The sequence below is a fragment of the Uniformispora flossi genome, assembly GCF_049534875.1.
Lineage (GTDB): Bacteria > Actinomycetota > Actinomycetes > Streptomycetales > Streptomycetaceae > Yinghuangia > Yinghuangia aomiensis.
The window spans coordinates 350,531-373,179 of record NZ_JBMULZ010000003.1; the positions used below are offsets into that span (position 1 = coordinate 350,531).

At 72.2% G+C, this 22,649-nt stretch carries 27 protein-coding genes; 17 read left to right on the forward strand and 10 right to left on the reverse strand.

Translation table 11 applies throughout. The features are described from left to right. Positions 1 to 14 precede the first annotated feature (14 nt). Together ACPA54_RS08735 and ACPA54_RS08740 are read left to right on the forward strand one after the other, a co-directional pair. The gene (locus ACPA54_RS08735) at positions 15 to 335 is read left to right on the forward strand and encodes a hypothetical protein (RefSeq protein WP_345675840.1); all 321 of its coding nucleotides are present in this window, start codon (positions 15 to 17) and stop codon (positions 333 to 335) included. A 174-nt stretch (positions 336 to 509) separates the two neighbouring features. Continuing rightward, positions 510 to 752 (forward strand): chaplin, encoded by a 243-nt coding sequence (locus ACPA54_RS08740; protein WP_423528100.1) that lies wholly within the window; start codon positions 510 to 512, stop codon positions 750 to 752. Positions 753 to 896: 144 nt separating this feature from the next. Here the strand turns inward: ACPA54_RS08740 and ACPA54_RS08745 are convergent, their stop codons facing one another. Beyond that, positions 897 to 1,670, reverse strand: coding sequence for an SDR family NAD(P)-dependent oxidoreductase (locus ACPA54_RS08745; protein ID WP_423528101.1), 774 nt, complete (start codon positions 1,668 to 1,670; stop codon positions 897 to 899). A gap of 240 nt (positions 1,671 to 1,910) precedes the next feature. Here ACPA54_RS08745 and ACPA54_RS08750 point away from each other — a divergent pair, with 240 nt between their 5' ends. Beyond that, positions 1,911 to 2,378, forward strand: a complete 468-nt coding sequence (locus ACPA54_RS08750) for an Asp23/Gls24 family envelope stress response protein (RefSeq protein ID WP_423528102.1) — start codon at positions 1,911 to 1,913, stop codon at positions 2,376 to 2,378. Between the two features lie 91 nt (positions 2,379 to 2,469). Here ACPA54_RS08750 and ACPA54_RS08755 read toward each other — a convergent pair whose 3' ends face one another. Further along, on the reverse strand, positions 2,470 to 2,940 hold the full coding sequence (locus ACPA54_RS08755; protein ID WP_423528103.1) for a cupin domain-containing protein: 471 nt from the start codon (positions 2,938 to 2,940) through the stop codon (positions 2,470 to 2,472). 229 nt (positions 2,941 to 3,169) lie between these two features. Between ACPA54_RS08755 and ACPA54_RS08760 the strand changes: the two genes are divergently transcribed. Both ACPA54_RS08760 and ACPA54_RS08765 read left to right on the forward strand, forming a co-directional pair. Continuing rightward, positions 3,170 to 3,460 carry a hypothetical protein gene (locus tag ACPA54_RS08760; RefSeq protein ID WP_423528104.1) on the forward strand — a complete coding sequence of 97 codons (291 nt, stop codon included), beginning with the start codon at positions 3,170 to 3,172 and terminating at the stop codon, positions 3,458 to 3,460. An 85-nt stretch (positions 3,461 to 3,545) separates the two neighbouring features. Continuing rightward, positions 3,546 to 3,773: a hypothetical protein gene (locus tag ACPA54_RS08765; RefSeq protein ID WP_423528105.1), complete on the forward strand. Its 228-nt coding sequence runs from the start codon at positions 3,546 to 3,548 to the stop codon at positions 3,771 to 3,773. A gap of 81 nt (positions 3,774 to 3,854) precedes the next feature. Here the strand turns inward: ACPA54_RS08765 and ACPA54_RS08770 are convergent, their stop codons facing one another. Together ACPA54_RS08770 and msrA are read right to left on the reverse strand one after the other, a co-directional pair. Continuing rightward, the gene (locus ACPA54_RS08770; RefSeq protein WP_423528106.1) at positions 3,855 to 4,178 is read right to left on the reverse strand and encodes a hypothetical protein; all 324 of its coding nucleotides are present in this window, start codon (positions 4,176 to 4,178) and stop codon (positions 3,855 to 3,857) included. A 193-nt stretch (positions 4,179 to 4,371) separates the two neighbouring features. Next, positions 4,372 to 5,004 carry a peptide-methionine (S)-S-oxide reductase MsrA gene (gene msrA, locus ACPA54_RS08775; protein WP_423528305.1) on the reverse strand — a complete coding sequence of 211 codons (633 nt, stop codon included), beginning with the start codon at positions 5,002 to 5,004 and terminating at the stop codon, positions 4,372 to 4,374. A 177-nt stretch (positions 5,005 to 5,181) separates the two neighbouring features. On the opposite strand from msrA, the gene ACPA54_RS08780 reads away from it, so the two are divergent. After that, positions 5,182 to 6,345 (forward strand): cystathionine gamma-synthase, encoded by a 1,164-nt coding sequence (locus ACPA54_RS08780; protein WP_423528107.1) that lies wholly within the window; start codon positions 5,182 to 5,184, stop codon positions 6,343 to 6,345. Between the two features lie 25 nt (positions 6,346 to 6,370). Here the strand turns inward: ACPA54_RS08780 and ACPA54_RS08785 are convergent, their stop codons facing one another. Together ACPA54_RS08785 and ACPA54_RS08790 are read right to left on the reverse strand one after the other, a co-directional pair. After that, positions 6,371 to 7,024, reverse strand: coding sequence for a hypothetical protein (locus ACPA54_RS08785; protein ID WP_423528108.1), 654 nt, complete (start codon positions 7,022 to 7,024; stop codon positions 6,371 to 6,373). Between the two features lie 62 nt (positions 7,025 to 7,086). Then, positions 7,087 to 7,629 (reverse strand): SigE family RNA polymerase sigma factor, encoded by a 543-nt coding sequence (locus ACPA54_RS08790; RefSeq protein WP_423528109.1) that lies wholly within the window; start codon positions 7,627 to 7,629, stop codon positions 7,087 to 7,089. A gap of 531 nt (positions 7,630 to 8,160) precedes the next feature. On the opposite strand from ACPA54_RS08790, the gene ACPA54_RS08795 reads away from it, so the two are divergent. The 7 genes from ACPA54_RS08795 to ACPA54_RS08825 all read left to right on the forward strand — a co-directional run bounded on the left by ACPA54_RS08795 (position 8,161) and on the right by ACPA54_RS08825 (position 15,216). Next, positions 8,161 to 8,655 carry a MarR family winged helix-turn-helix transcriptional regulator gene (locus tag ACPA54_RS08795; RefSeq protein ID WP_345675850.1) on the forward strand — a complete coding sequence of 165 codons (495 nt, stop codon included), beginning with the start codon at positions 8,161 to 8,163 and terminating at the stop codon, positions 8,653 to 8,655. 393 nt (positions 8,656 to 9,048) lie between these two features. Further along, positions 9,049 to 9,456 carry a response regulator transcription factor gene (locus ACPA54_RS08800; RefSeq protein ID WP_423528110.1) on the forward strand — a complete coding sequence of 136 codons (408 nt, stop codon included), beginning with the start codon at positions 9,049 to 9,051 and terminating at the stop codon, positions 9,454 to 9,456. A 19-nt stretch (positions 9,457 to 9,475) separates the two neighbouring features. Next, positions 9,476 to 11,266, forward strand: coding sequence for a sensor histidine kinase (locus tag ACPA54_RS08805; protein ID WP_423528111.1), 1,791 nt, complete (start codon positions 9,476 to 9,478; stop codon positions 11,264 to 11,266). Beyond that, positions 11,254 to 11,913, forward strand: a complete 660-nt coding sequence (locus tag ACPA54_RS08810) for a response regulator transcription factor (RefSeq protein WP_423528112.1) — start codon at positions 11,254 to 11,256, stop codon at positions 11,911 to 11,913. The genes ACPA54_RS08805 and ACPA54_RS08810 overlap by 13 nt, the downstream gene beginning before the upstream one ends. Positions 11,914 to 11,926: 13 nt before the next feature. After that, entirely contained in the window at positions 11,927 to 13,153 is a 1,227-nt protein-coding gene (gene ilvA, locus ACPA54_RS08815) for a threonine ammonia-lyase (RefSeq protein WP_423528113.1), read from the forward strand. Positions 13,154 to 13,306: 153 nt separating this feature from the next. Continuing rightward, complete coding sequence (locus ACPA54_RS08820; RefSeq protein WP_423528114.1) at positions 13,307 to 14,353, forward strand: ATP-binding cassette domain-containing protein; 1,047 nt, start codon at positions 13,307 to 13,309, stop codon at positions 14,351 to 14,353. Beyond that, on the forward strand, positions 14,350 to 15,216 hold the full coding sequence (locus ACPA54_RS08825) for an ABC transporter permease (protein WP_423528115.1): 867 nt from the start codon (positions 14,350 to 14,352) through the stop codon (positions 15,214 to 15,216). Before ACPA54_RS08820 ends, ACPA54_RS08825 begins: the two co-directional genes overlap by 4 nt. Before the next feature lie 76 nt (positions 15,217 to 15,292). On the opposite strand, the gene greA is transcribed toward ACPA54_RS08825, so the two are convergent. Together greA and ACPA54_RS08835 are read right to left on the reverse strand one after the other, a co-directional pair. After that, on the reverse strand, positions 15,293 to 15,790 hold the full coding sequence (gene greA, locus ACPA54_RS08830) for a transcription elongation factor GreA (protein ID WP_345675857.1): 498 nt from the start codon (positions 15,788 to 15,790) through the stop codon (positions 15,293 to 15,295). Between the two features lie 213 nt (positions 15,791 to 16,003). Further along, positions 16,004 to 16,432 (reverse strand): DUF4307 domain-containing protein, encoded by a 429-nt coding sequence (locus ACPA54_RS08835; RefSeq protein WP_345675858.1) that lies wholly within the window; start codon positions 16,430 to 16,432, stop codon positions 16,004 to 16,006. A 141-nt stretch (positions 16,433 to 16,573) separates the two neighbouring features. On the opposite strand from ACPA54_RS08835, the gene mca reads away from it, so the two are divergent. Together mca and ACPA54_RS08845 are read left to right on the forward strand one after the other, a co-directional pair. Further along, positions 16,574 to 17,449 carry a mycothiol conjugate amidase Mca gene (gene mca / locus ACPA54_RS08840; protein ID WP_423528116.1) on the forward strand — a complete coding sequence of 292 codons (876 nt, stop codon included), beginning with the start codon at positions 16,574 to 16,576 and terminating at the stop codon, positions 17,447 to 17,449. Positions 17,450 to 17,576: 127 nt separating this feature from the next. After that, positions 17,577 to 17,843, forward strand: coding sequence for a hypothetical protein (locus ACPA54_RS08845; RefSeq protein WP_423528117.1), 267 nt, complete (start codon positions 17,577 to 17,579; stop codon positions 17,841 to 17,843). A 50-nt stretch (positions 17,844 to 17,893) separates the two neighbouring features. Here ACPA54_RS08845 and ACPA54_RS08850 read toward each other — a convergent pair whose 3' ends face one another. Further along, complete coding sequence (locus ACPA54_RS08850; protein ID WP_423528118.1) at positions 17,894 to 18,301, reverse strand: DNA-binding protein; 408 nt, start codon at positions 18,299 to 18,301, stop codon at positions 17,894 to 17,896. 202 nt (positions 18,302 to 18,503) lie between these two features. Here ACPA54_RS08850 and ACPA54_RS08855 point away from each other — a divergent pair, with 202 nt between their 5' ends. Both ACPA54_RS08855 and ACPA54_RS08860 read left to right on the forward strand, forming a co-directional pair. Further along, on the forward strand, positions 18,504 to 20,552 hold the full coding sequence (locus ACPA54_RS08855; protein ID WP_423528119.1) for a thioredoxin domain-containing protein: 2,049 nt from the start codon (positions 18,504 to 18,506) through the stop codon (positions 20,550 to 20,552). Positions 20,553 to 20,654: 102 nt separating this feature from the next. Continuing rightward, positions 20,655 to 21,911, forward strand: a complete 1,257-nt coding sequence (locus ACPA54_RS08860; protein ID WP_423528120.1) for a glycosyltransferase 87 family protein — start codon at positions 20,655 to 20,657, stop codon at positions 21,909 to 21,911. Between the two features lie 40 nt (positions 21,912 to 21,951). Here the strand turns inward: ACPA54_RS08860 and ACPA54_RS08865 are convergent, their stop codons facing one another. Beyond that, positions 21,952 to 22,593, reverse strand: a complete 642-nt coding sequence (locus ACPA54_RS08865) for a TetR family transcriptional regulator (RefSeq protein WP_345675863.1) — start codon at positions 22,591 to 22,593, stop codon at positions 21,952 to 21,954. Between the last annotated feature and the right edge of the window lie 56 nt (positions 22,594 to 22,649).

The following is a 22,649-nucleotide window of genomic DNA, read 5'->3' on the forward strand; positions in this document are numbered from 1 at the left end:
CTAGGCTCCTCGGCATGGACACCGCACCTGTTTCCGAGAGCCCCCAGTTCATCCGGCTGAGCCTGGACATCGTCCTGGAGGTCACCGACGAGGGGCTCCTGCGCGCGGCCGCGCTGGAGGCCGTCAAGGGCGACGAGGACCTGTCCGCCGAGGAGCGCAACGACGCCGTCGCGGCGATCGAGGCCGACCTCGCCGAGTCCGTCTCCTACCTGATCGACCCGTTCCGCCTCGTCGCGGAGGTGCCGGGCACCGAACTCAGCGAGGCGGGCTGGCAGTCCGAGGGCGCCGAGTACGTCCCCGAGGACGACGACGAGGCGGCCGACGACGAGGACTGAGCCGCCGCGGGCCCGGATCGGCGGCCGTTGACGCAGCCGCGCGACGCGCGGTTGCCCGACGCCGCCGACTCCGTCCCAACGAGTGAATCGCGCCCAAAGGCGTGCCCCGCTTGGGGGTCCTTCGTTGTCCTGGATGCCGCGCGAGTTCGCGTGGCCCTGCGACATGGAGGAACTATGAACACGGTCAAGAAGGCGGTCTTCGTTTCCGCCGCCGCCGGCGGTCTCCTGGCCGGTGGCATCGGTGCTGCCTACGCGAGCGCCGGCGCCGACGGTGCCGCCACCGGCTCCCCGGGTGTGCTGTCGGGCAACGTCGTCCAGGTTCCGGTCCACGTGCCGGTCAACGTGTGCGGCAACACGGTCAACGTGATCGGCCTGCTGAACCCCGCGTTCGGCAACACCTGCATCAACCACGGCTGACGCAGCGCCGTCCCGGCCCCATGGGCCACAGCGAACGGCGGGTACCGGAAGGGGACATCCACTCCCCGGTCCGGCACCCGCCGTTCGGCGTCTCCGTGTTCTCGCCTGCCGTGCGCGCTTTCTCAGCCGCGCGGCGGCCGTGCGTCAGGCGTGCGTGCCGCCGTCGATGCGCAGCGTCGTGCCGGTGACGAACTTGCCGTCCTCGGAGGCCAGCGCGGCGATCATGCCGGCGATGACGTCCGGGTGCGCCATGCCCTCGCCGATGATCGGCATGAGCTTGCCGAACAGCTCCCACTCGGCGTCCGCGGGCACCTGGTTGGGGGTGTCGTCGACGATGCCGCTGGAGATGCTGCCCGGCGCGACGCACAGCGCGCGCAGGCCCTGGCGGCTGTACTCCAGGGCGATCGCGTGGGTGAACGCGTCGACGCCGCCCTTGCTCGCCGCGTACGCCGCCATGTACGGGTGCGCGAACGAGGCGGACGTGGAGCTGAAGTTGACGATGACGGCGCCCTCGCCGGTCTCCAGCAGCGCGGGCAGCGCGGCCTTCGTCATGAGGAACGTGCCGGTCAGGTTGATGTTGATGATCTGGTTCCACACGTCGAGCGAGAACTCGTGGGTGTGGCCGGCGCGCAGGATGCCCGCCGCGTTGACCAGCACGTCGAGGCCGCCGAGGCGGGCGACGGTCTCCGCGACGCCTTCGCCGACGGACGCCTCGTTCGACACGTCGAGGACGGCGGTCGACAGCTTCGCGGCGACACCCGCTTCCTCGGCCATCGCGCGGGTCTTCTCCAGACCGTCGGCGTTCACGTCCACGGCGTGCACGGTGCCGGCCTCGCGCAGCAGGCGCAGCACGGTGGCCTGGCCGATCCCCGAGCCGCCGCCGGTGACGATGATGCGCCGATCCTGGAACCTCTCCACTGCTTCCTCCTCGCCTGGGACGACCTGCGGCCGCCCGGTGGTGTGCCCCCATCACATGCGCAGAAGAGCGCCGGTTCAAGAGCCGTCTCCCGCGAATTGAAACACGTTCCACCCGGGGGGCGGCGAAGCCCTCCGACCGGCGATCCGTATTGGCATGATTTTCCGGGGAATGTCCGGACGGGATCGGGGGAATGTCTTGTTCTCGTACCCGCGACGCCGTACGGCAAGGAGAGAGACCCCATGGCAGAGCGCATGGACAAGCCCGCCGACCAGAGCGCCCCGGCGCGGCGCGACTCCCATTCGGTGCAGGTCTCGGCGCTGGCGTCGGACAAGGGGCGCACCGCCATCGCCGACTCGGTGGTCGCGAAGATCTCCGGCGTGGCCGCCCGCGAGATCCCCGGCGTCCACGCGCTCGGCAAGGGCGTCTCCCGGGCCTTCGCGTCGATGCGCCAGCGCGTGCCGGGCGGCAAGCCCAATGTGGCGCAGGGCGTGAGCGTAGAGGTAGGCGAGCGCCAGTGCGCCGTCGACCTGGTGATCATCGTCGAATACGGCGTGGCCATCGCCGAAGTCGCCCACGCGGTACGGGAGAACGTCATCGACTCGGTCGAGCGCATGACGGGCCTCGAAGTCGTCGAGGTCAACCTGTCCGTCGACGACGTGCACATCGACAGCGACGACGACAAGGCCCCCGGACGCTCGCTGGAGTAGCGGCAGCCGCGCGGACGGCCCCCGGAGGCTGCTCCGGGGGCCGTCCGCGCATGGCGCGTGCGGGTCGGGTGTGCTTCGGCTGTGCGGGGTGTCAGGTGTCGAACGGCGGCGGGCCGAGGATCTCGTAGCCCGCACGGTGCGCCGCGTCGGTGACCGCCGCACTGGTGGCTTCGTCGAGCGGCACGTCCGCCACGTCCGCGGCGAAGTCCTCGAACCCCGACGGCGCGGTCAGCTGGAGCAGCCGCGCGGTGTCCGACACCACCCGGAACGCGTGCGGCACGCTGTGCGGCAGGAACGCGAAGCCGCCCGGCGCCAGTTGCCACCGGACGTCCCCGCAGGCCACCTCGATCGCCCCGTCGACGAGGTAGAACGCCTCGTCCTCGATGTGGTGGACATGCAGCGGCGGCGCGTATCCGCGCTCCAGCCGCTGTTCGAACAGGGTGTACTCCAAGGTCGTCTCGGCCCCGGTCGCGAGCATGCGCAGCGGCTGCGCGAAGAATTTCCGCGCGCCGCCGAGACCCTCGTCGGGACCCAGCGCGTACCGCCGGTCGTCGGTGGCCATGGCGCCCTCCTCGGCACGTGTAGCCCCCGGACAGCCCCCGCCGTCCCTGTGCCCCCCTCCTTCGCAGTATCCCCGTGTGACACGGCGGCTGCCCACCGCAGTGCCCCCGCCGCGGTCTTGTTCCGGGCTCGGGGGCGGAGAGACGCTGGTAAGTACGCGCGGCCCGCGCGTTCCCGAGCGCCGCTCCGCGGCGCCGTACGCGGACCGCGTACGGAATCAGGTGAGATCCATGAGGATGCTGCTGACCGCCCGCTTCGACAACGCGACCGCCACCGCGGCGATCGAGGACGGTTCGCTGTCGAAGACCTTCCAGGCGGCGATCACGAGCATGAATCCGGAAGCGGCGTACTTCACGTCGACGAACGGCCAGCGGACCGCGTTCATCGTGTTCGACATGCAGGAGTCGTCGCAGCTCCCGGTGCTGGCGGAGCCGTTCTTCGCGAGCGGGGCGAGCGTCGCGGTGCGGCCGGTGATGAACCTCGAAGACCTGCAGACCGGTTTGGCCAATCTAGGCCGATGACCGCCGCCCGGCGCGGACGGCGCGTGGCAGCGCCCGCTGCCGGGTATCGTTCCTTGACCCGGTCCCCAATCGAACGGAGCCGGTCATGACACTGCTGATCGTATTCGCGGCAGTCCTCGGGGCGGCCGTTGCGGCCACCGCCTACGTCATCGCCCGTCGCACCAGCCCCACGGAAAACCCGGAGGGGCTTGCCATCGAACGCGCCCGCACGTCGTCCGCACAACGCTCCGGCGGAGTCTTCGGCGTACACGGACTGGGCGCACAGACCACGTACACGCTGGGCACGGAGGAAAACCACAAGACGTTCGGCTGACGGCCGCCCCGGCGGGCAGCGCCGCCCGGCCTCGGCCCCCCGGCCGGGCCTCGGGCGCCGCTGCCGCTCGGCCCGGAGCGATCAGACGATCAAGAGGACCGTGCAGCTGATGAGGAGAACTGCGCTGCCGGCCATCATCAGCCATCCCAGCACCTTGGCGAATCGGCGGGTGTCCTGGTCACTGGCTTCGATCATCAAGCCGAGGTTGCCCGACTGCTGGGCTTGCATCCGCTTGTTCACGAGCTGGCGGCGAACGTACGTGTCCTGCAGTCCGCGGACGTTGAAGGCGAGTCCCGTCGCCCACAGCACGCCTGCGCATCCCATCAGGATCAGGACGACGAGCACGCCGACAGGCTTGCCTTCGTCGCCGGAGGCCAGCAGTACCGCCGAGGGAGTGTCAATCACGACCGGGAGCTTCCCATAAGGGGATTCCCGCCGGTAGGGGATTTGCCAGGCTGCCGGGGTGCGCCGCGGCGTCGGCGGCTTCCGGCCGACGCCACGGTCAGTTGACGACTACCCGAACCACCCGGCGCAGCCCTCGGCGTCCACCTATCGCGTCGCGGCGTCGCGCGGCAGCGCGGTGGGTTGTGCCTCCTCGTCAGCCATTCGCCTTCGCGACGCCCACCGGGCAGCTCACGCCGGTTCCGCCCAGGCCGCAGTAGCCGTTCGGGTTCTTGTCGAGGTACTGCTGGTGGTACGTCTCGGCGAAGTAGAACGGGCCGGCCGGGAGGATCTCCGTGGTGATGTCGCCGTGCAGGGCCTTGGTCAGGACCTGCTGGTAGGCGGCGCGGGAGGCCTCCGCGGCGGTCTGCTGGGCGGGGGAGTGGGTGTAGACGGCGGAGCGGTACTGGGTGCCCTCGTCGTTGCCCTGGCGGTAGCCCTGCGTCGGGTCGTGGGACTCCCAGAAGACCTTGAGGATCTGCTCGTAGGAGACCTGCGCGGGGTCGAAGACCACGCGGACGACCTCGGTGTGGCCGGTCCGCCCGCTGCAGACCTCTTCGTACGTCGGGTTCGGCGTCGTGCCGCCCTGGTAGCCCACCGCGGTGGTCCACACACCCGGGGTCTGCCAGAACTTGCGCTCGGCGCCCCAGAAACAGCCGAGGCCGAAGTCGGCGACCTCCAGGCCGTCCGGGTACGGGCCCTCCAGCGGGTTGCCCAGCACGGTGTGCCGCTCGGGCACCGCGAACGTCCGCTCGGCGCGGCCGGACAGGACCTCCTGCGGCTCGGGCATGCGCGGGCTGAAGTCCCTGCGGTCGAAGAGCACGGTGTCCTCCGTCGTGGTCGCGTGGCGGTCGGGAAAGTACGGAAGCGTTCGGCGCGCCGACACGTTACGCCGAACACCTCGCCCAACAAATCGGGCACCGCGGCGATTCCGGCCCGCGCGGCACCCGGCGGATAGCGTTGCGCCATGAGTGACGCGAACGTGAACATCCCGCACGGCTTCGAGACGCTGGCCATCCACGCCGGCCAGGAGCCCGACCCGCTGACCGGCGCGGTGGTGCCCCCGATCTACCAGGTGTCGACGTACAAGCAGGACGGCGTGGGCGGCCTGCGCGGCGGCTACGAGTACAGCCGCTCGGCCAACCCCACCCGCACCGCCCTGGAGGAGTGCGTGGCGGCGCTGGAGGCCGGCGCCCGCGGTCTCGCCTTCGCGTCCGGGCTGGCCGCCGAGGACTGCCTGCTGCGCACCGTGTGCACGCCGGGCGACCACGTGGTGATCCCGAACGACGCGTACGGCGGCACCTTCCGGCTGTTCGCCAAGGTCCTCGACCGCTGGGGCCTGGAGTGGACCCCCGCGCAGTCCGGCGACGCCGACGCGGTACGCCGTGCGATCCGCCCCGGGCGGACCAAGGTCGTCTGGTGCGAGACGCCCAGCAACCCGCTGCTCGGTGTGGCCGACATCGAGCAGCTCGCGGGCGTGGCGCGTGAGGCGGGCGCGCTGCTCGTCGTCGACAACACGTTCGCGTCGCCGTACCTCCAGCAGCCGCTGACGCTCGGCGCCGACGTGATCGTGCACTCCACGACGAAGTACATGGGCGGGCACTCGGACGTGGTCGGCGGCGCGCTCGTCGCGGCCGACGCGGAGCTGGGCGAGCAGCTCGCGTACCACCAGAACGCGATGGGCGCGGTCGCCGGGCCGTTCGACGCGTGGCTGACGCTGCGCGGCATCCGCACGCTCGGCGTGCGCATGGACCGGCACTGCGCGAACGCCGAGAAGATCGTCGAACTGCTCCGCGGCCACAAGGCCGTCGCCGAGGTGCTCTACCCGGGGCTGCCCGGGCACCCGGGGCACGACGTGGCGGTCAAGCAGATGAAGGCGTTCGGCGGGATGGTCTCGTTCCGCGTCGCGGGCGGCGAGAACGCCGCGGTGGAGGTGTGCAACCGCACGAAGCTGTTCACCCTCGGGGAGTCGCTCGGCGGCGTGGAGTCGCTGATCGAGCACCCGGGGCGGATGACGCACGCGTCGGCCGCGGGGTCGCCGCTGGAGGTGCCCGCCGACCTGGTGCGCCTGTCGGTCGGCATCGAAACCGCCGAGGACCTGGTGGCCGACCTCGAACGAGCGCTCGGCTAGGTACTGCCGACGAGGGCTGGGCCGCTCAGCGGCCCGGCCCTCCGCATGCCCGGCACGACGCGACGAGGACGCCGTCGGGTCCGGTCACATCCACCGAGATCGGGCCGCCGCGCGAGAAGCCCCACAGGAACGCGACGCCGGTCAGCCCCGCGGCCCGGCCGACGGTGAGGTCGCCGCTGCCGCCCGTGTCGGACATCCGCCCGTGCAGCTCGCCGGGCGCTCCGGGCCGGTCGACGACGACCACGACGACGAGCGTGAAGCCGTCGGGCGCGTAGTGCCCGGGATCGAGCACCGCGACGTCGAGCTTGCCGGTCACCGGCAGGAACCGGCACGAGTCGACGGTGCCGGTGCTGCCCCGCACCGCGATGTCGCCGACGCACCAGCCGGACATCTCCACCCAGGCGCTCGCCCCCAGGCCCACGCCGGTCCGCGGTATCTCGACCTGGACGGGATACGGGTTGAGCGTCGGCGTCTCCTCCGGAAAGGTCGGCAGCGCGGACCGTCCCGAGCCCCGCGGCGCCGCCCCGGCGACCACGAGCACGGCGACCAGCCCGGCCGCGACGATCCCCAGCGCGAGGGCCCGGGCGAGCGCCATCCGCCCCGCCGAACGCCGCGCCTGCCGCGCGAGGCCGGGCGGGAAGGGCCGCGCGGGGAAGTCGGGGACGACCGCGGGCGGCACGGGGCCCGGAGGCAATGGGGCGGGGTGGTCCGCGCCCGAGGGGTTCGGTTCCCCGCTGATGCTCACCGGGCCCCCGGGGGCATACCGCGACTCGGATCGGCCCGCGGCGCGGCGAAGTCCGCCTGCCACACCACGGCCGCCGGTCCCGGGGCGAACCCGCCGGGCCGAGGCGCCCTGCCCAGCACCGGCGCCGCCCGTTCCTCCGCCACGAGCACCGCGTCGACCGGCAGCCCCAGCGCGTCCGCCGTGTCGAACGCGTCGAGCAGCGCGTACCAGCGCAGCACCGCCACCGCGCGTTCGACGCGGCTCAGGCGGTCGAGCGCGCACAGCGTGGCCGACCGCGCGTCGTCCGGGCCGGACGACGGCCGCCGGCGCCACGGCCGAGGCCGCCACGGGTCCAGGTAGCCCGCCAGCAGCGCCCGGTACGCGAGCCGCATCGGATCCGCGTCGGACGCCCGCCACCAGTGCAGGCACGTGCGCGCCAGCGCCCGCCGGACCCGGCGTTCCGCGCGCCGCGGGTCGCCGGTCAGGAGGTCGGCGGTGTGCAGCAGTGCGCCTCCGACCTCGTCCACGAAGGTGTCGAACTCACGGCGGTCGCGGCGCATGGCACCTCCTGGCGGCGGTCGGACGGACGGCGGACGGATGGCGGACGAGCGGCGGGCGAGTGCGCGATTCCGGGCCGGCCAGGGCCCGGCGGACAACGGGCGAACGGTGCGTCGGGCAGGTGCGCGGTGAGCGGCGCGTCACCGGTCGAGCGTCGGGCGCGGTGCCGGGTGGAGCTTCCGGCGGCAGCGCGGCGGGCAGCGGTTCACGGGTCGAACACCGGGCGTCTCCGCGCAGGCCTCGCGTCCGGCCCGAGCGCGTCCCCCGGCCGGCCGCACCCCCGGCCCACCCCGGCGCCGAACCCGCAGGCACCGGTCGGCGATTCCCCCTCTAGAACGAAACGAGTCCCTTGACCGGAATATCACGAGTAGACATCCATCTGGACCGTTTCCCGCGGATTTCCCCGCCCACACCGCCGGTTCGGTTGCCGCGGCACCCGCCGGCATCCCCGGATCCCTGCGGACATCGGCCGCGCACGTCCGGCCGGGGCCCTATTCTTCGAGCCACCACCACCCGATGACGAGCGAGCGGCAATGACACCCGACCTGGCGCCCGACGACGCGCTGTACGACCGCCTCCAGCACGAAGTCGCGCTGTTCGCGCGCCGCGCCGAGCAAACCCGGCTCGGTGCCTCGGGCGCGCTGCGCTACACCATGGACCGCGCCGCCTACCTGCTGCTCGGCCGCCTCGAAGTGGACGGCCCGATGGGTGTCAAAGCCCTCGCGCAGGCCATGCAGATCGACTCGTCGACGGTGACCCGGCAGGTCACCCCGCTCGTCGAACAGGGCTACGTGGACCGCGTCCCGAACCCCGACGACGGCCGCGCGGTCCTGCTCCGCCTGTCCGACCTCGGCGCCGACCGGCTGCACGAAGTGCGTCACGCCCGGATCCGGCTGATGGCCGAAATGGTCGGCGACTGGGACACCGACGACCGCGAACGGTTCACCGAACTGCTCTCCCGCTTCAACCAGGCGATGGCCCGCCGCCAAGCCCGCGCCGCGAACGCCCCCGAGACCGACGGAAGCTGACGCCCCCTCGGCCGCGGAGACGAGTCGCCGGGGGCACCCGAGAGCACCAGGAAAACCGACACACCCGGGAAAGCGGAATCAGGGTTGTCCCCGAGGCGCCGCCCCGCCCCGGCCGGACACCATGGACTCACCGATCGCCGTGGCGTTCCGGCGGACACCAGGTGAGACCCCGCTCGCCCGGTACCGCCGACGTACGGAGGGCTCCAGGGGGGAGGCCTGCCGTACGGGGTTCCGCAATCGACGTGCAAGGCCCGCATCGACCCGGGCCGTGCATGCGGCAAACCTTGGGGGGATTGCCATGCGGAGCCCGAGAACGCAACGGCGATCGCGTACGTCCGGATCCGCCCGGCCCGGGCCCGGGCACGAACGGCGCGCGATCCGGAGGAGGAGCCGGTGACGGCAACCGGCTCACCGGTCACGGTCGTCTTGGTCGACGACCACGAGGGATACCGCAGATTGGCGACCCGCCTGCTGACCGCGTGGGGCTACGCGGTCGTGGGAGAGGCGGCCGACGGCCCCGGCGCCGTGGACGCGGTGCGTACACTCCGTCCCGACCTGGTCCTGCTGGATGTCCAGCTTCCGGGCTTCGACGGCTTCACGGCCGCCGGATTGATCCGGGAAGATGACGCGGGGGTGGGAATCGTGCTGATCTCCGGTCGGGACCGGGCCGACTACGGCGACCGGGTCGTCCGCGCGCAAGCGGACGGCTATGTCGCGAAGGAAGAACTCTCGCCGCAGAGCCTCGCGGCGGTGCTGGCCACGGCGCGCCGCGCCGCGCGCGGCACCGCCGAACCCGCGTGACCGGGCCGACGGGACCGCCATGCTCCGCTCCAGACCGCGCAGCCGCCTGCGCACCGCGTTGACCGCACCCAGCACCCCGCTGCTGCTCGCCGGCCAAACCCTGGCCACCGTGCTCGGCATCGTCGGTGTGCGCTACGGCGGCTACGGCCTGACCTGGGCCGACACCGTCAGCCACACCGTCCTGCCGCTCGCCGCGGCATGGGCGTTCACGTGCTGCGCGATCGTCGCCGCGGAACGCCGCCGCCCCACCGAAGCCGTCTGGCCGATGCTGCTCGCCGCCGGACTGTGCATGCTGCTGCTCCTCGGCGGCATCAAGAACCAATTGGCGTTCCAGATCGCGTTCCTCTCCGACTGGCTCGTCATGGGCGCGATCGCGCACGTCATGACCGACTTCGCCCGCGGCGCCGCCTATCCGCGGCTGCGCCGCGCGCTCGTCGTCGCGGGCTACGTCACCACCGGCCCGTGCGTCCTGGTCTGGTTCGTGACCGCCGGCGGACTCTCCGCCCGGCCGCGCGACCTGCTCGCCGAGATCCAGGTCGACACCGTCAGCGTCGACACCGCCGACATCGTCTTCTCGATGCTGCCGACGATCGTCTACGTCGTCGGCCTCGGCCTGTTCTGCGTCCGCTGGGCCACCGCGAGCCGCATCCTGCGCCGCGGCTGGACGACCGTGCTGCTCGGCAACATCGGCATGACCGGCGTATACGTCTACACCGGCCTGATGATCATGGTCCCGGCGCTGCGCTCCACCTACGGCACCGGCATCGCCGCCTCCCGCGTCGGCCTCGCCGTATGGCCGCTGTTCCTCCTCGCCGGCCTGGTGCGCGCCCGCGCGGGCCGGTCGGTGGCCGCCGACCTCGCCGCCGAACTCGGCCACGCCCCGCCCCCGCCCGGCCGCCTGCAAGGCGCGCTCGCCCGCGCGCTCGGCGACCCGAGTCTGCGGCTCGTCTACTACCGCCCCGCGCACCGCGACTACGTCGACCCCGACGGCCGCCCGACCCCGCTGCCCGAATCCGGCCCGGACCGCACCGTCACCGTGCTCGCCGGGGTCGGCGCGATCGTCCACGACCCCGCCCTCGACGAGTCCCCGGACCTGGTGCGCGCGGTCGCCGCGACGGCCCGCCTGCTGATGGAGAACGAGCGGCTGCACGCCGAAGTCCGCGCCCAGCTCGCCCAGGTCCGCGCCTCGCGCGCCCGCATCGTGGAAGCCGGCGTCACCGCCCGCCGCAAGATCGAACGCGACCTCCACGACGGCGCCCAGCAGCGCCTCGTCACGCTGGCCCTGATGCTGCGCATCGCCCGCGGCCAAGTCCCCGAAGGGGATGCCTCGCTGGCCGCCGCCATCGACGAAGCCGCCGTCGAACTCCGGCACGCCATCGGCGAATTGCGCGAACTGGCGCGCGGCATCCACCCCGCCGTGCTCACCGAGGCCGGCCTGTCCTCCGCACTGGTCTCGCTCGCCGAACGCTCGACCGTGCCCGCCGAGGTCGTCGAGGTGCCGGAGGGCCGGTATCCGCCGGGCGTCGAGGAAGCGGTGTACTTCGTGGTCAGCGAATCGCTCGCGAACGCCGCCAAGCACGCCGGCGACGCCGCGCGCGTCACGATCACCGTGGTCGCGGGACTCCATGGAGGAAGGCAGACGATGACCGTCGAGATCGCCGACGACGGCAACGGCGGCGCCGACGCGTCGCGCGGCTCCGGCCTGCGCGGCCTCGCCGACCGCGTGGAAGCACTGGACGGCACCCTCACCGTGCACAGCCCCGCCGGGCACGGCACGCGCGTCCTCGCGGAGCTGCCGTGCGTATCGTGATCGCCGACGACGCCCTGCTGTTCCGCGAAGGCGTCGCCCGGCTGCTCGCCGAAGCCGGGTTCGCGGTCGTCGGCCAGGCCGGCGACGCGGTCGAGCTGGTCGACCTCGTGCGGGCCGAGCGCCCGGACGTCGCCATCGTCGACATCCGCATGCCGCCGACCCACACCACCGAAGGCCTCGACGCCGCGGTCACCCTGGACACGGTGCACCCGGGCATCGGCGTCCTCGTGCTGTCCCAGTACGTGGAAGCCCACCACGCCGTCCGCCTCCTGGGCGACGACCTCCCCGGCCGCGGCTACCTGCTCAAGGAGAGCGTCACCGACCTCGACCGGTTCGCCGACGCCGTCCGCACCGTCGCGGCCGGCGGCGTGGTCGTCGACCCGGACGTGGTCACCGAGATGCTCGGCCGCCGCCGCAGCGGCGGCGCCCTCGCCGGACTGTCCGACCGGGAGGCGGAAGTCCTCGGCCTGATGGCGCAGGGCCGCTCCAATCAGGCCATCTGCGCCGAGCTGTTCCTGAGTCCGAAAACCGTCGAGACCCACGTGCGGAACATCTTCACCAAGCTCGGCCTGCCTGCCGGAGCGGAGGGAAATCGGCGGGTTCTGGCTGTTCTGACCTTCCTCCGCGAGGGCCGGATCCGGCGGTGACAAACTGGGGGTCATGAGCCCCGCTGCGCCGGTTTCGGTGACCATCGACGACATCCGCGTCGCCCGCAAACTCCTCGACGGCATCGCCCGCACCACCGAACTGGAGAGCTGCCGTGCCCTCACCGACCGGCTCGGCGGCCCGGTGTACCTCAAGTGCGAGAACCTCCAGCGCACCGGCTCGTTCAAGATCCGCGGCGCATATGTGCGCATCGCCGGCCTGAGCGAATCCGAACGCGCCCGCGGCGTCGTCGCGGCCAGCGCGGGCAACCACGCGCAGGGCGTCGCCCTCGCCGCCCAGCAGCTCGGCGTACGGTCGACCGTGTTCATGCCGGCCGGCGCGCCGCTCCCGAAGATCGCCGCGACCCGCGGCTACGGCGCCGAGGTGCTGCTCGAAGGCACCACCGTGGAGCACTGCCTGACCGCCGCGAAGGCGTACTCCGAGGAGACCGGCGCGGTGTTCATCCACCCCTTCGACCACCCGGACGTGGTGGCCGGACAGGGCACCGTCGGCCTGGAGATCCTCGAGCAGTGCCCCGAGGTCCGCACGATCGTGGTCGGCACCGGCGGCGGCGGGCTGCTCGCGGGCGTCGCCGCGGCGGTCAAGGCAGTGCGGCCGGACGTCAAGGTGGTCGGCGTGCAGGCGGCCTCGGCCGCGGCCTACCCGCCTTCGCTGGCCGCCGGCCACCCGGTGGTGCTGCCGAGCGTCACGACGATGGCCGACGGCATCGCGGTCGGGCGGCCCGGCGACGTGCCGTTCGGCCTGATCCGCGACCTGGTCGACGAGGTCCGCACGGTCAGCGAGGAGTCCCTGTCGCAGGCGCTGCTGCTGTGCATGGAACGGGTCAAGCTGGTCGTCGAACCGGCCGGTGCGGCGTCCGTCGCGGCCCTGCTGGAGTCCGCGGACGCGCCGCTGGAGGCCCCGGTCGTCGCGGTGCTGTCGGGCGGCAACGTCGACCCGCTGCTGATGCTGCGCGTGCTCCGGCACGGTCTGGCCGCCGCGGGCCGCTACCTGTCGCTGCGCATCCGGCTCCCCGACCGGCCCGGCGCACTGGCCACGCTGCTGGCCGAGCTGGCCGGCACCGACGCCAACGTCGTCGACGTCGCGCACGTCCGCACCGACGCGTCCCTGCAGCTCGGCGAGGTCGAGGTGGAGCTGCACTTGGAGACCAAGGGCACCGAGCACTGCCGCGCGGTGGTGGCCCGGATGAGCGCGGCGGGTTATCCGGTCAGCGAAGGGTGAGCCGCCGCGGGCGGGGTAGTCGCGCGTCACCGGCGTTTTAACCGGTCGCCAGTTGTCGGAGCCGGAAGGCAGAGTGGGAAAGATCGACCTGTTTTCCGGCCGCGACACACGACCGAAGCGGACTTCCCCTCCGCCCTAGGAGTGAGCCACGAAATGCAAGACGCGATCCTTGCCGAAGGCCTGGTCAAGACCTTCGGTGATGTGCGCGCGCTCGACGGCGTCGACCTGAATGTGCCCACCGGCACCGTCCTCGGCCTGCTCGGGCCGAACGGCGCAGGCAAGACGACGACCGTGCGCGTGCTGACCACCTTGCTCACCCCCGACTCCGGCCGCGCGTTCGTGGCCGGGCACGACGTCCTGAAGCACCCCAACCGGGTCCGGCAGTCCATCGGGCTGTCCGGCCAGTTCGCCGCCGTCGACGAGTACCTGACCGGCCGCGAGAACCTCCAGATGGTCGGCGAGCTGTACCAGATGAGCGGCCGCGCGGCGAAGTCCCGCGCGGTCGAGCTGCTCGAATGGTTCAACCTGGCGGAGGCCGCGGACCGGCCGACCAAGACGTACTCGGGCGGCATGCGGCGGCGACTGGACCTCGCCGCGGCACTCGTCGTCCGCCCGCCGGTGATGTTCATGGACGAGCCGACCACGGGCCTCGACCCGCGCAACCGCCTCGCGCTGTGGGACGTGATCCAGAAGCTCGTCGAGGACGGCACGACCCTGCTGCTGACCACGCAGTACCTGGAAGAAGCCGACCACCTCGCGCACGACATCATCGTCGTCGACCACGGCAAGGTCATCGCCCGCGGCACCGCCGACCAGCTCAAGGCGCAGACCGGCGGCGAGCGCGTCGAGGTCGTGGTGCAGGACCGCGACCTCATCCCGACCGCGGTCGAGGTGCTGCGCGGCTTCAGCCGCGAGGACGTCGCGGTCGACAAGCACACCCGGCGCCTCACCATCCCGGTGCAGGGCGGCGCCAAGCTGCTCGCCGAGGTGATCCGCGAGCTGGACGCCCGCGGCATCGAGATCGACGACATCGGCCTGCGCCGCCCGACGCTGGACGACGTGTTCATCTCGCTGACCGGCCACCACGCCGAGGCGGCCGTCGGAAGCGACGACGAGGACGGTCCCGGCTCCGGCGAGGACGGTCCCGGCCGCGACGCGGGCGAGGCGCAGACCGCCGCGGCCGGAAAGGACGCCCGATGACCGCCGACTCGCTGACCAAGAGCCCGCTGGCCGCGGACGCCTACACGCCCAAGGCCCGCAGCCCGCTCACCCAGTCCGCGCACGACTCGCTGATCATCGCCCGGCGCAACCTGCTGCGCATGAAGCGGATCCCCGAGGTGGTCATCTTCGGGCTGATCCAGCCCGTCATGTTCGTGCTGCTGTTCGCTTACGTGTTCGGCGGCTCGATCAACGTCGACGGGTCGACCGACCCGAAGATGTTCCGCGAATTCCTGATGGCGGGCATCTTCACCCAGACGGTGACCTTCGCGACCGCCGGCTCCAGCGCCGGCATCGCCGAGGACATGACCAAGGGCCTGATCGACCGGTTCCGGTCGCTGCCGATGAGCCGCGGCGCGGTGCTCACCGGGCGCACCATCGCCGACCTGGTGCAGTCGGCGCTCACCATGGTCGTGCTGGTCGTGGTCGCGCTGCTGGTCGGCTGGCGGATCCACGAGGGCGTGCCGAAGGCGCTCGCCGCGTTCGGGCTGATGATGCTGCTCGGCTACGCGTTCACCTGGATCGGTGCGCTGATCGGCCTGTCGGTGCGCAGCCCCGAGGCGGCGACGTCGGCCGGGCTGATCTGGCTGTTCCCGCTGACCTTCGTGTCCAACGCGTTCGTGCCGACCGCGGGCATGCCGGGCTGGTTGCAGACGATCGCCGACTGGAACCCGTTCAGTGCGACGGTGCAGGCCGGGCGCGTGCTGTTCGGCAACCCCGGTGTCTCGGAGTCGGACGCCTGGCCGATGGAGCACCCGGTGTGGGCGTCGTTGTTCTGGTCGCTCCTCATCATCGCGCTCTTCCGGACGCTGGCGGTGCGGAAGTACCGGCGCGCGGCCGGCTGAGCCGACCCGGACGGGTGTACGCGGAAGGGCCCCGGCGGCGCGCCGGGGCCCTTCCGCGTACTCGACCGAGTGCGGGTCAGCCGGTGTAGGGCTTGACCTCGATGATCTCGACGTCCATCGACTTGCCGTTGGGCAGCTCGTAGGACGCGGTGTCGCCGATCTTCTTGCCGTTGATCGCGGTGCCCAGCGGCGACGCGGGGGAGTAGACCTCCATGGCGCCGCCGACGTCCTCGCGCGACCCGAGCAGGAAGGTCATGGTGTCGTCCTTGTCGCCGTCGAAAGCGATGGTCACGACCATGCCCTGCCCCACCACACCGGTGTCCGCCGGTGCCTCGCCGACCTGCGCGTTGTCCAGGATCCCGCGGAGCTGGCGGATGCGTGCTTCCGCCTTGCCCTGCTCTTCCTTGGCCGCGTGGTAGCCGGCGTTCTCCTTGAGGTCGCCCTCCTGGCGGGCTTCCTCGATCTTGGTGGCCAGCTCGGTACGGCCGGGACCCGACAGGTGCTCCAGCTCGGCGCTGAGCCGGTCGTACGCCTCCTGCGTGAGCCAGGTGACGTTGTCGCTGGTCTGGGTCACGGATGCTCCTCGTCGGTCTGGGTACGTGCTTCTGCCCCGAATAAATCAGCGCCCCCTCACCATCCGGCGGTGTTGCTCGGCACCGGCGATGAAGGGACGAAACCCCGAGACTAACAATTTCCCAGGCGAAGGGGCACTCACGCCTGCGCCGGAAGGATCCGGTCGGGGTCCGGGAGGGCGCCGGGACGGGGGTTGCGCAAGGGATCCGGCGGGTCAGCCCGCGACGATCTTGCAGCCGTCCAACTCGGCGGTATTGGGCCGCGCCGTGGTCTGCAGCACCTCGGTGACGGTCGTGGTGCGCGAGTCCGCGGCCGGGATGCGGACCTCCTTGCGGCCCACCTCCGAGCCGTCCTCGGAACGCGACCGCAGGACGCACACGGCTTCCTTGGTCTTGTCCTTGACGACCTCGACCTGGACCTCGACGCTGCGGTCGGAGGTGACCTTGAACGACGGAATACTCGCGCGCACGTCGCGGTTCGCGTTGTCGAGGCCGATCCATACGGTCCCGGAGACCAGCAGCACCAAAAACACGACGAAGGCGATCCGCATGTTGCGGTCGGAGCCCCGGCCGCCGGAGCGCGGCGTCTTGCGGCCGTAGCGGTCGCGGGACGGGGCGTCGCCCGTGCCGGAAGGCTGGCTCACTGGGTACTCCCGCGGATCGGCGTGCGGGTCCGCGGTTTCGCCCGGACCCGCTGGTTCGGCCACTATATGACGGGTCTCCGGAGCACCAGGAGGCCGCCTCCGTCAAGCCCGGGGGCGCGATTCAGGAGGAGCGACTTTTCCGTGAGCGAGCGGCTTCGGCTGATGGCGGTGCATGCGCACCCCGACGACGAGTCCAGCAAGGGCGCGGCGACCATGGCGCGGTACGTCCGCGAGGGCGCCGAAGTCCTGGTCGTCACCTGTACCGGCGGCGAACGCGGTTCGGTGCTCAACCCCAAACTCCAGGGCAACCCGGAGATCGAAGAGAACATCCACGAGATCCGCCGCGCCGAGATGGACAAGGCGCGCGAGATCCTCGGCGTCGACCAGGCCTGGCTCGGCTTCGTCGACTCCGGGCTGCCCGAAGGCGACCCGCTGCCGCCGCTGCCCGACGACTGCTTCGCCGTGCAGCCGGTCGAGAAGGCCGCGGAACCGCTGGTACGCCTGATGCGGGAGTTCCGCCCGCACGTGGTGACCACGTACGACGAGAACGGCGGCTACCCGCACCCGGACCACATCCAGACCCACCAGGTCAGCGTGGCCGCGTTCGACGCCGCCGGGGACCCGGACGCCTACCGCGAGGCCGGCGACCCGTGGCAGCCCCTGAAGCTCTACTACAACCAGGGCATCAGCAAGGCCCGCATCGAGGCGCTGCACGCCGCGATGCTGGCGCGCGGCCTCGAGTCGCCCTACGGCGAGTGGCTGGAGCGCTGGGGCGACCGCCCCGAGCGCGACATCACCACCAAGGTGCCGTGCGCCGACTACTTCGAGCTGCGCGACCAAGCGCTGATCGCGCACGCCACCCAGGTCGACCCGGACGGCTTCTGGTTCCGCATCCCGCTCGACGTGCAGCGCGACGTCTGGCCCACCGAGGACTACGAACTCGTGCGGTCGCTCGTCGACACCGAGCTGCCCGAAGACGACCTGTTCGCCGGAATCCGCCAGGCCGCCAAGGCCTGACCGGCCCGTTCCCCGAACGAGCGACACGACGGGCCGCGGTGCGGCCGCCCCTCTTTCCGCTTCCGCCATCCCGGATGCGACCCTGGAGGGGCGGCCGCACCGCGCCCTGTCGACTGGAGGACCCCCCATGACCCCGATCGCCCTGCAGTTCGCCTTGGAGGATGACAAGGTCGCCCCGGGCCTGCTCGGCTTCACCGTCGTCGCCGTCATCGCGGCGGCCACGTGGTTCCTCCTCAGGTCGATGACCAAGCAGCTCAAGCGCGTCGACTTCGAGGAGAAGACGCCCGACGGCACCACCGCCACCGACCGCTCCGGCGACGGCGACGGGGAAACCGGCGACGCGGCGAACAGCGACGCGGACCACCGCGAGCCGCAGGGCAACGGCGCCAAATAGCCGGTTTGGCGGCGCTGCCGCGCCGCCGGTGCGACCGGGCTCCAGGGACCTCACGTAGCCCTGATGATCACGCGGCTTCCGCAGAGCTTCGACCAGTCGTCGCGGTCGGAGGTCAGGACGATAGTGGGAGCGGGCGCGCGAAGTGCCAGCGCTGCGACCAGCGCGCCGATCGCGTACTTGTGCCCGTGTAGCCCGCCCGCGTCGCGGAGCAGCACCACGGCGGTCAACGCGTCCTCTTGGCCGACCGGTTCCACCTGCAACCGGGAGAGGACCCATTTCAGCCGGGCCAGGTCGGTCTTCCGCTGCGCCGCTTCCACGATGGTGAGCACGGAAACGAGCACGGGCACACCGGCTTGCCGGGAGGCCTCGATGCGCGCCGCCATGCCGCGGTCGTTGCGCAGGAGCAGGGGAAGCGCCTCGGAGTCGAGCACCAGCGATCGGGCAGGCTGTTCCTTCACGCAACGCCTCGTGCGTCGTCTCGGGTGTCTGCGTCCCCGAACAGATCGCGGCGAGCGGCTTCGATCTCCTGCTCGGTGAGTGCGCCGTGTACTTCTTCCGGGAGCGCCGGGAGTAGGGCAATCATGAAATCTCGCGGCGCCGGCACATGGCCCTGCGGCGGGTTCCGTCCGCGGACCTCGCCCGCGCTGCGAGGATGGCCCCATGGCTAACCGTCTCGCCGGATCGACCTCCCCGTACCTGCTCCAGCACGCCGACAATCCCGTGGACTGGTGGCCGTGGGGGGAGGACGCGTTCGCCGAGGCCCGGCGGCGTGGGGTGCCGGTCCTGCTGAGCGTGGGCTATGCCGCATGCCATTGGTGCCATGTCATGGCGCACGAGTCGTTCGAGGACGACGAGGTTGCGGCGTACCTCAATGCGCACTTCGTCGCGGTGAAGGTGGACCGCGAGGAGCGTCCCGACGTGGACGCGGTCTACATGGAAGCCACCCAGCGGGTGACCGGCCAGGGCGGCTGGCCGATGACGGTCTTTGCCACGCCCGACGGCGAGCCGTTCTACTGCGGCACGTACTTTCCGCCGGACGCGCGGCACGGGCTGCCGGGGTTCCGGGAGCTGCTGGAAGCCGTCGTCGACGCGTGGGAGAACCGCCGCGACGACGTGTTGGCGAGCGGGGCCAAGGTCGTCGAGGAGCTGAGTAAGCCGCACACGCCGCCGGCCGGCGATCCGCCCGGGGCCGACGAACTCCACGCGGCGCTCGTGCTGCTCTCCCGCGAGTACGACGACAGCCGCGGCGGCTTCGGCGGCGCGCCCAAGTTCCCGCCGTCGATGGTGCTGGAGTTCCTGCTGCGCCACCACGCGCGCACCGGCTCGCAGGCCGCGCTCGACATGGTCGAGCACACCTGTGCGGCCATGGGCCGCGGCGGCATGTACGACCAGCTCGGCGGCGGCTTCGCCCGCTATTCGGTCGACGCGGACTGGGTGGTGCCGCACTTCGAGAAGATGCTCTACGACAACGCGCTGCTGATTCGCGCATACACCCACCTGTGGCGCGCCACCGGATCCTCGTTCGCCCGCCGGATCGCGTTGCAGAGCGCCGACTTTCTGCTCCGCGAACTCCGCACTCCGGAAGGCGGGTTCGCGTCCGCGCTGGACGCCGACAGCCCGGACGCGGACGGGCATTCGGTCGAAGGCGCGTTCTACGTCTGGACCCCCGACCAGCTCACCGACGTGCTCGGCCCGGTCGACGGCGCCTGGGCGGCCGGCCTGTTCGGCGTCACCGACGCGGGCACCTTCGAACACGGCACTTCCGTCCTGCAGTTGCGCACCGACCCGGACGACCCGGCCCGCTACGACGCGGTGCGCGAGAAGCTGTTCCGCGCTCGCACCGACCGCACGCCGCCCGCGCGCGACGACAAGATCGTCGCGGCCTGGAACGGCCTCGCCATCGCCGCACTCGCCGAAGCGGGCGCGCTGTTCGTCCGCACCGACCTGGTCGAGGCCGCGATCGCCGCGGGCGACCTGCTGGTGAGCGTGCACCTGGGCGCGTCCGAGAACGAGGACTGGGGCGACCGGCTGTCCCGCACGTCGCGCGACGGACACGCCGGCCCCAACGCGGGTGTGCTGGAGGACTACGCGGACGTCGCCGAGGGCTTCCTGGCGCTGTACGCCGTCACCTCCGACGACGCGTGGCTGACCTTCGCCGGGGTGCTCCTCGACGTCGTGCTCAGCCACTTCGCCGGCGCCGACGGCGGGTTCCACGACACCGCCGACGACGCCGAGCAGTTGTTCCGGCGGCCCCAGGACCCGACCGACAACGCGACCCCGTCCGGATGGAGCGCCGCCGTCGGAGCGCTGCTGTCCTACGCCGCCTACACCGGATCCGCGCCGCACCGCGAAGCCGTGGAACGCAACCTCGGCGTCGTGCGGGCTTTGGCCCCGCAAGCCCCGCGGTTCGCCGGGTGGGGCCTCGCGGTCGCCGAAGCGCTGCTCGACGGGCCCCGCGAGATCGCCGTCGTCGGACCGTACGACGACCCGGCCACCCGGGCCCTGCGCCGCGTCGCACTGGCCGCCACCGCCCCCGGCGCGGTCGTCGCGGTCGGCGCCCCCGACGAGGACACGGTGCCACTGCTGCACGACCGCACGCTGCGCGACGGACGCCCGGCGGCGTACGTATGCCGCCACTTCACATGCGAGGCACCCACGACGGACGCGGACGTGCTGGCGACCCAGGTGGGGGCCCGGCAGGACGACTGACGGCGCGTCACCCGAACGGCCGACCGCACGCCGCTCGGCTTCTGCTTTTCCGGTGTATTCCGGCTAATGTCGGGCACCGGCAGAGCGGGGGACGGTCGGCTGATGCGGGTATCCATGTCCGGGCAAGGCAAAGCGCTTCGCGGGACACCCCGCACCTGGTGGGACAACCTCCGCGGCCCCGGCGCCCCCGCCCCCGCCGCGCTCGCCCTTCTGGTCGTCTCCATCGCGATGTACCTGATGGTGCGCGGCCTCACCAGGCCGTCCATGGTCGACCTGCGCGTCTACCGCATCGAGGGCGCCGCGGTCGCCGGCCACGCCGACCTGTACGGCCCGCTCCCCACCCCGCACGGACTCGCCGCGACGTACCCGCCGTTCGCCGCGCTGCTGTTCACCGGCCTGATCCTGCCGCCCTACGAAGCCCTGCGCATCGCCGTCATCGCGCTCAACATCGTCCTGCTGCTGGCCGTCGCCGCGCTGTCCTGCCGTCTGGTCGGCGTCGACGGCCGCCGCCGCGCCACCGTCGTGGTCACCGCGACCGCGCTGGGGATCTGGGCCGAACCGGTCTTCACCACGTTCCGCTACGGCCAGATCAACCTCGCGCTGCTCGCCCTCGTGCTCTGGGACTTCACCCGCCCGCCGGACGCCCGCACCCGCGGCATCGGCATCGGTCTCGCGGCCGGTTTCAAAGTCACCCCGGCGATCTTCATCGCGTACCTGCTGCTCACCCGGCGCTTCCGGGCGGCCGCCGTGTCCGCGGCGACGTTCGCCGCCACCGTCGCGATCGGCCTCGCCGCGCTGCCGGACGCGTCCCGGCGCTTCTGGACCGAGCTGCTGTTCGACACGGACCGGGTCGGCCGTCCGGAGAACGCCGCGAACCAGTCGATCCAGGGCCTCGTCGTACGGATCAGCCACACCCGCGACTTCGCCCACGTCTGGCTGCTGCTCGTCGCCGTCGCAGCCGTCGCCGGCATGGCCTGCGCGGTCTTCGCCTACCGCCGCCTCGGCGACCGGTGGGGCCTGCCCGCCGTCGCCGTCACCGGGCTGATCGCGGCGCCGATCGCCTGGACGCACCACTGGGTGTGGTGCGTCCCGATCGCCGTTCTGCTGTGGGCCGACGCGCGCCGCTGGCTCGCCGCCGCGGCGATCTTCTGGACGTTCGCGGTCTGGGCCGTCCCGCACGCCGGTTCGCTCGAACTGGCTTTCGCGCCGTGGCAGATCGCGTTGTCCGCCTGGTACGTCCTGTTCGGCGTCGGCTTCCTGGTCCTCACCGCGCACCTGGCCCACCGCGCGGGCCCGACCGCTCCCGGGACCCCGACGCCTGCGCGGTCCGAGACACCCGCGCCGGTCGGGCCCGCCTGACCCCTCGCTCCGGACCCGGTGCGCCGCCCCCGGGCCGAGGTCAGTACCCGCTCAGCGCCGACTCCAGGAAGTCCAGCGCGTCCTCCATCACTTCGGACGGGCTGCCCACGCAGCCGGCTTCCGCCCACGCCAGCATCGCCTCGTTCAGCGCGCCGCCGACGGCCGCGGCCGCGTACCGCAGGTGCCGGTCGGCGCGGCTGCGGCCGGTGCGCTCCGCGTACAAGTCGGCGAGCAGCCGCCAGCCTTCGGTCTGCTGCTGCGCGCTGCGCGCCTGCAGCGCCGGCACGCTGACCAGCAACTGCATCCGGGTGACCATCTCTTCGCGCTCGGTCTCCATGAGGACCTTCAGCGGCCCGATGACGGCGCTGCGCAGCGTCTCGATGAACGTCCGGTCCGCCGGGCTTTCCCGGATGAGCCGCTCGATGACCGGGTCGTACTCGTCGGTGAGCACGACGTCCTCCTTGGTCGGGAAGTACCGGAAGAACGTGCTCGGCGACACCTCGGCCGCCTCGGCGATCTGCTCGATCGTCGTGGCGTCGTAGCCCTGCTCGCGGAACAGCCGGTACGCCTCGCGCCGGATCGCCTCGCGGGTCCGCCGCTTCTTGCGCTCCCGCAGGCCCAGCGGGGGCTCGTCGAGGAGCGCGCGGGCCTGCGGGTCGGGGGCGGGGGCGTTCGAGGTCATACCGGCAATTCTGGTGGACCGTCCGCAGCCCGACCAAGCACGTCCCCGCCCGCGCG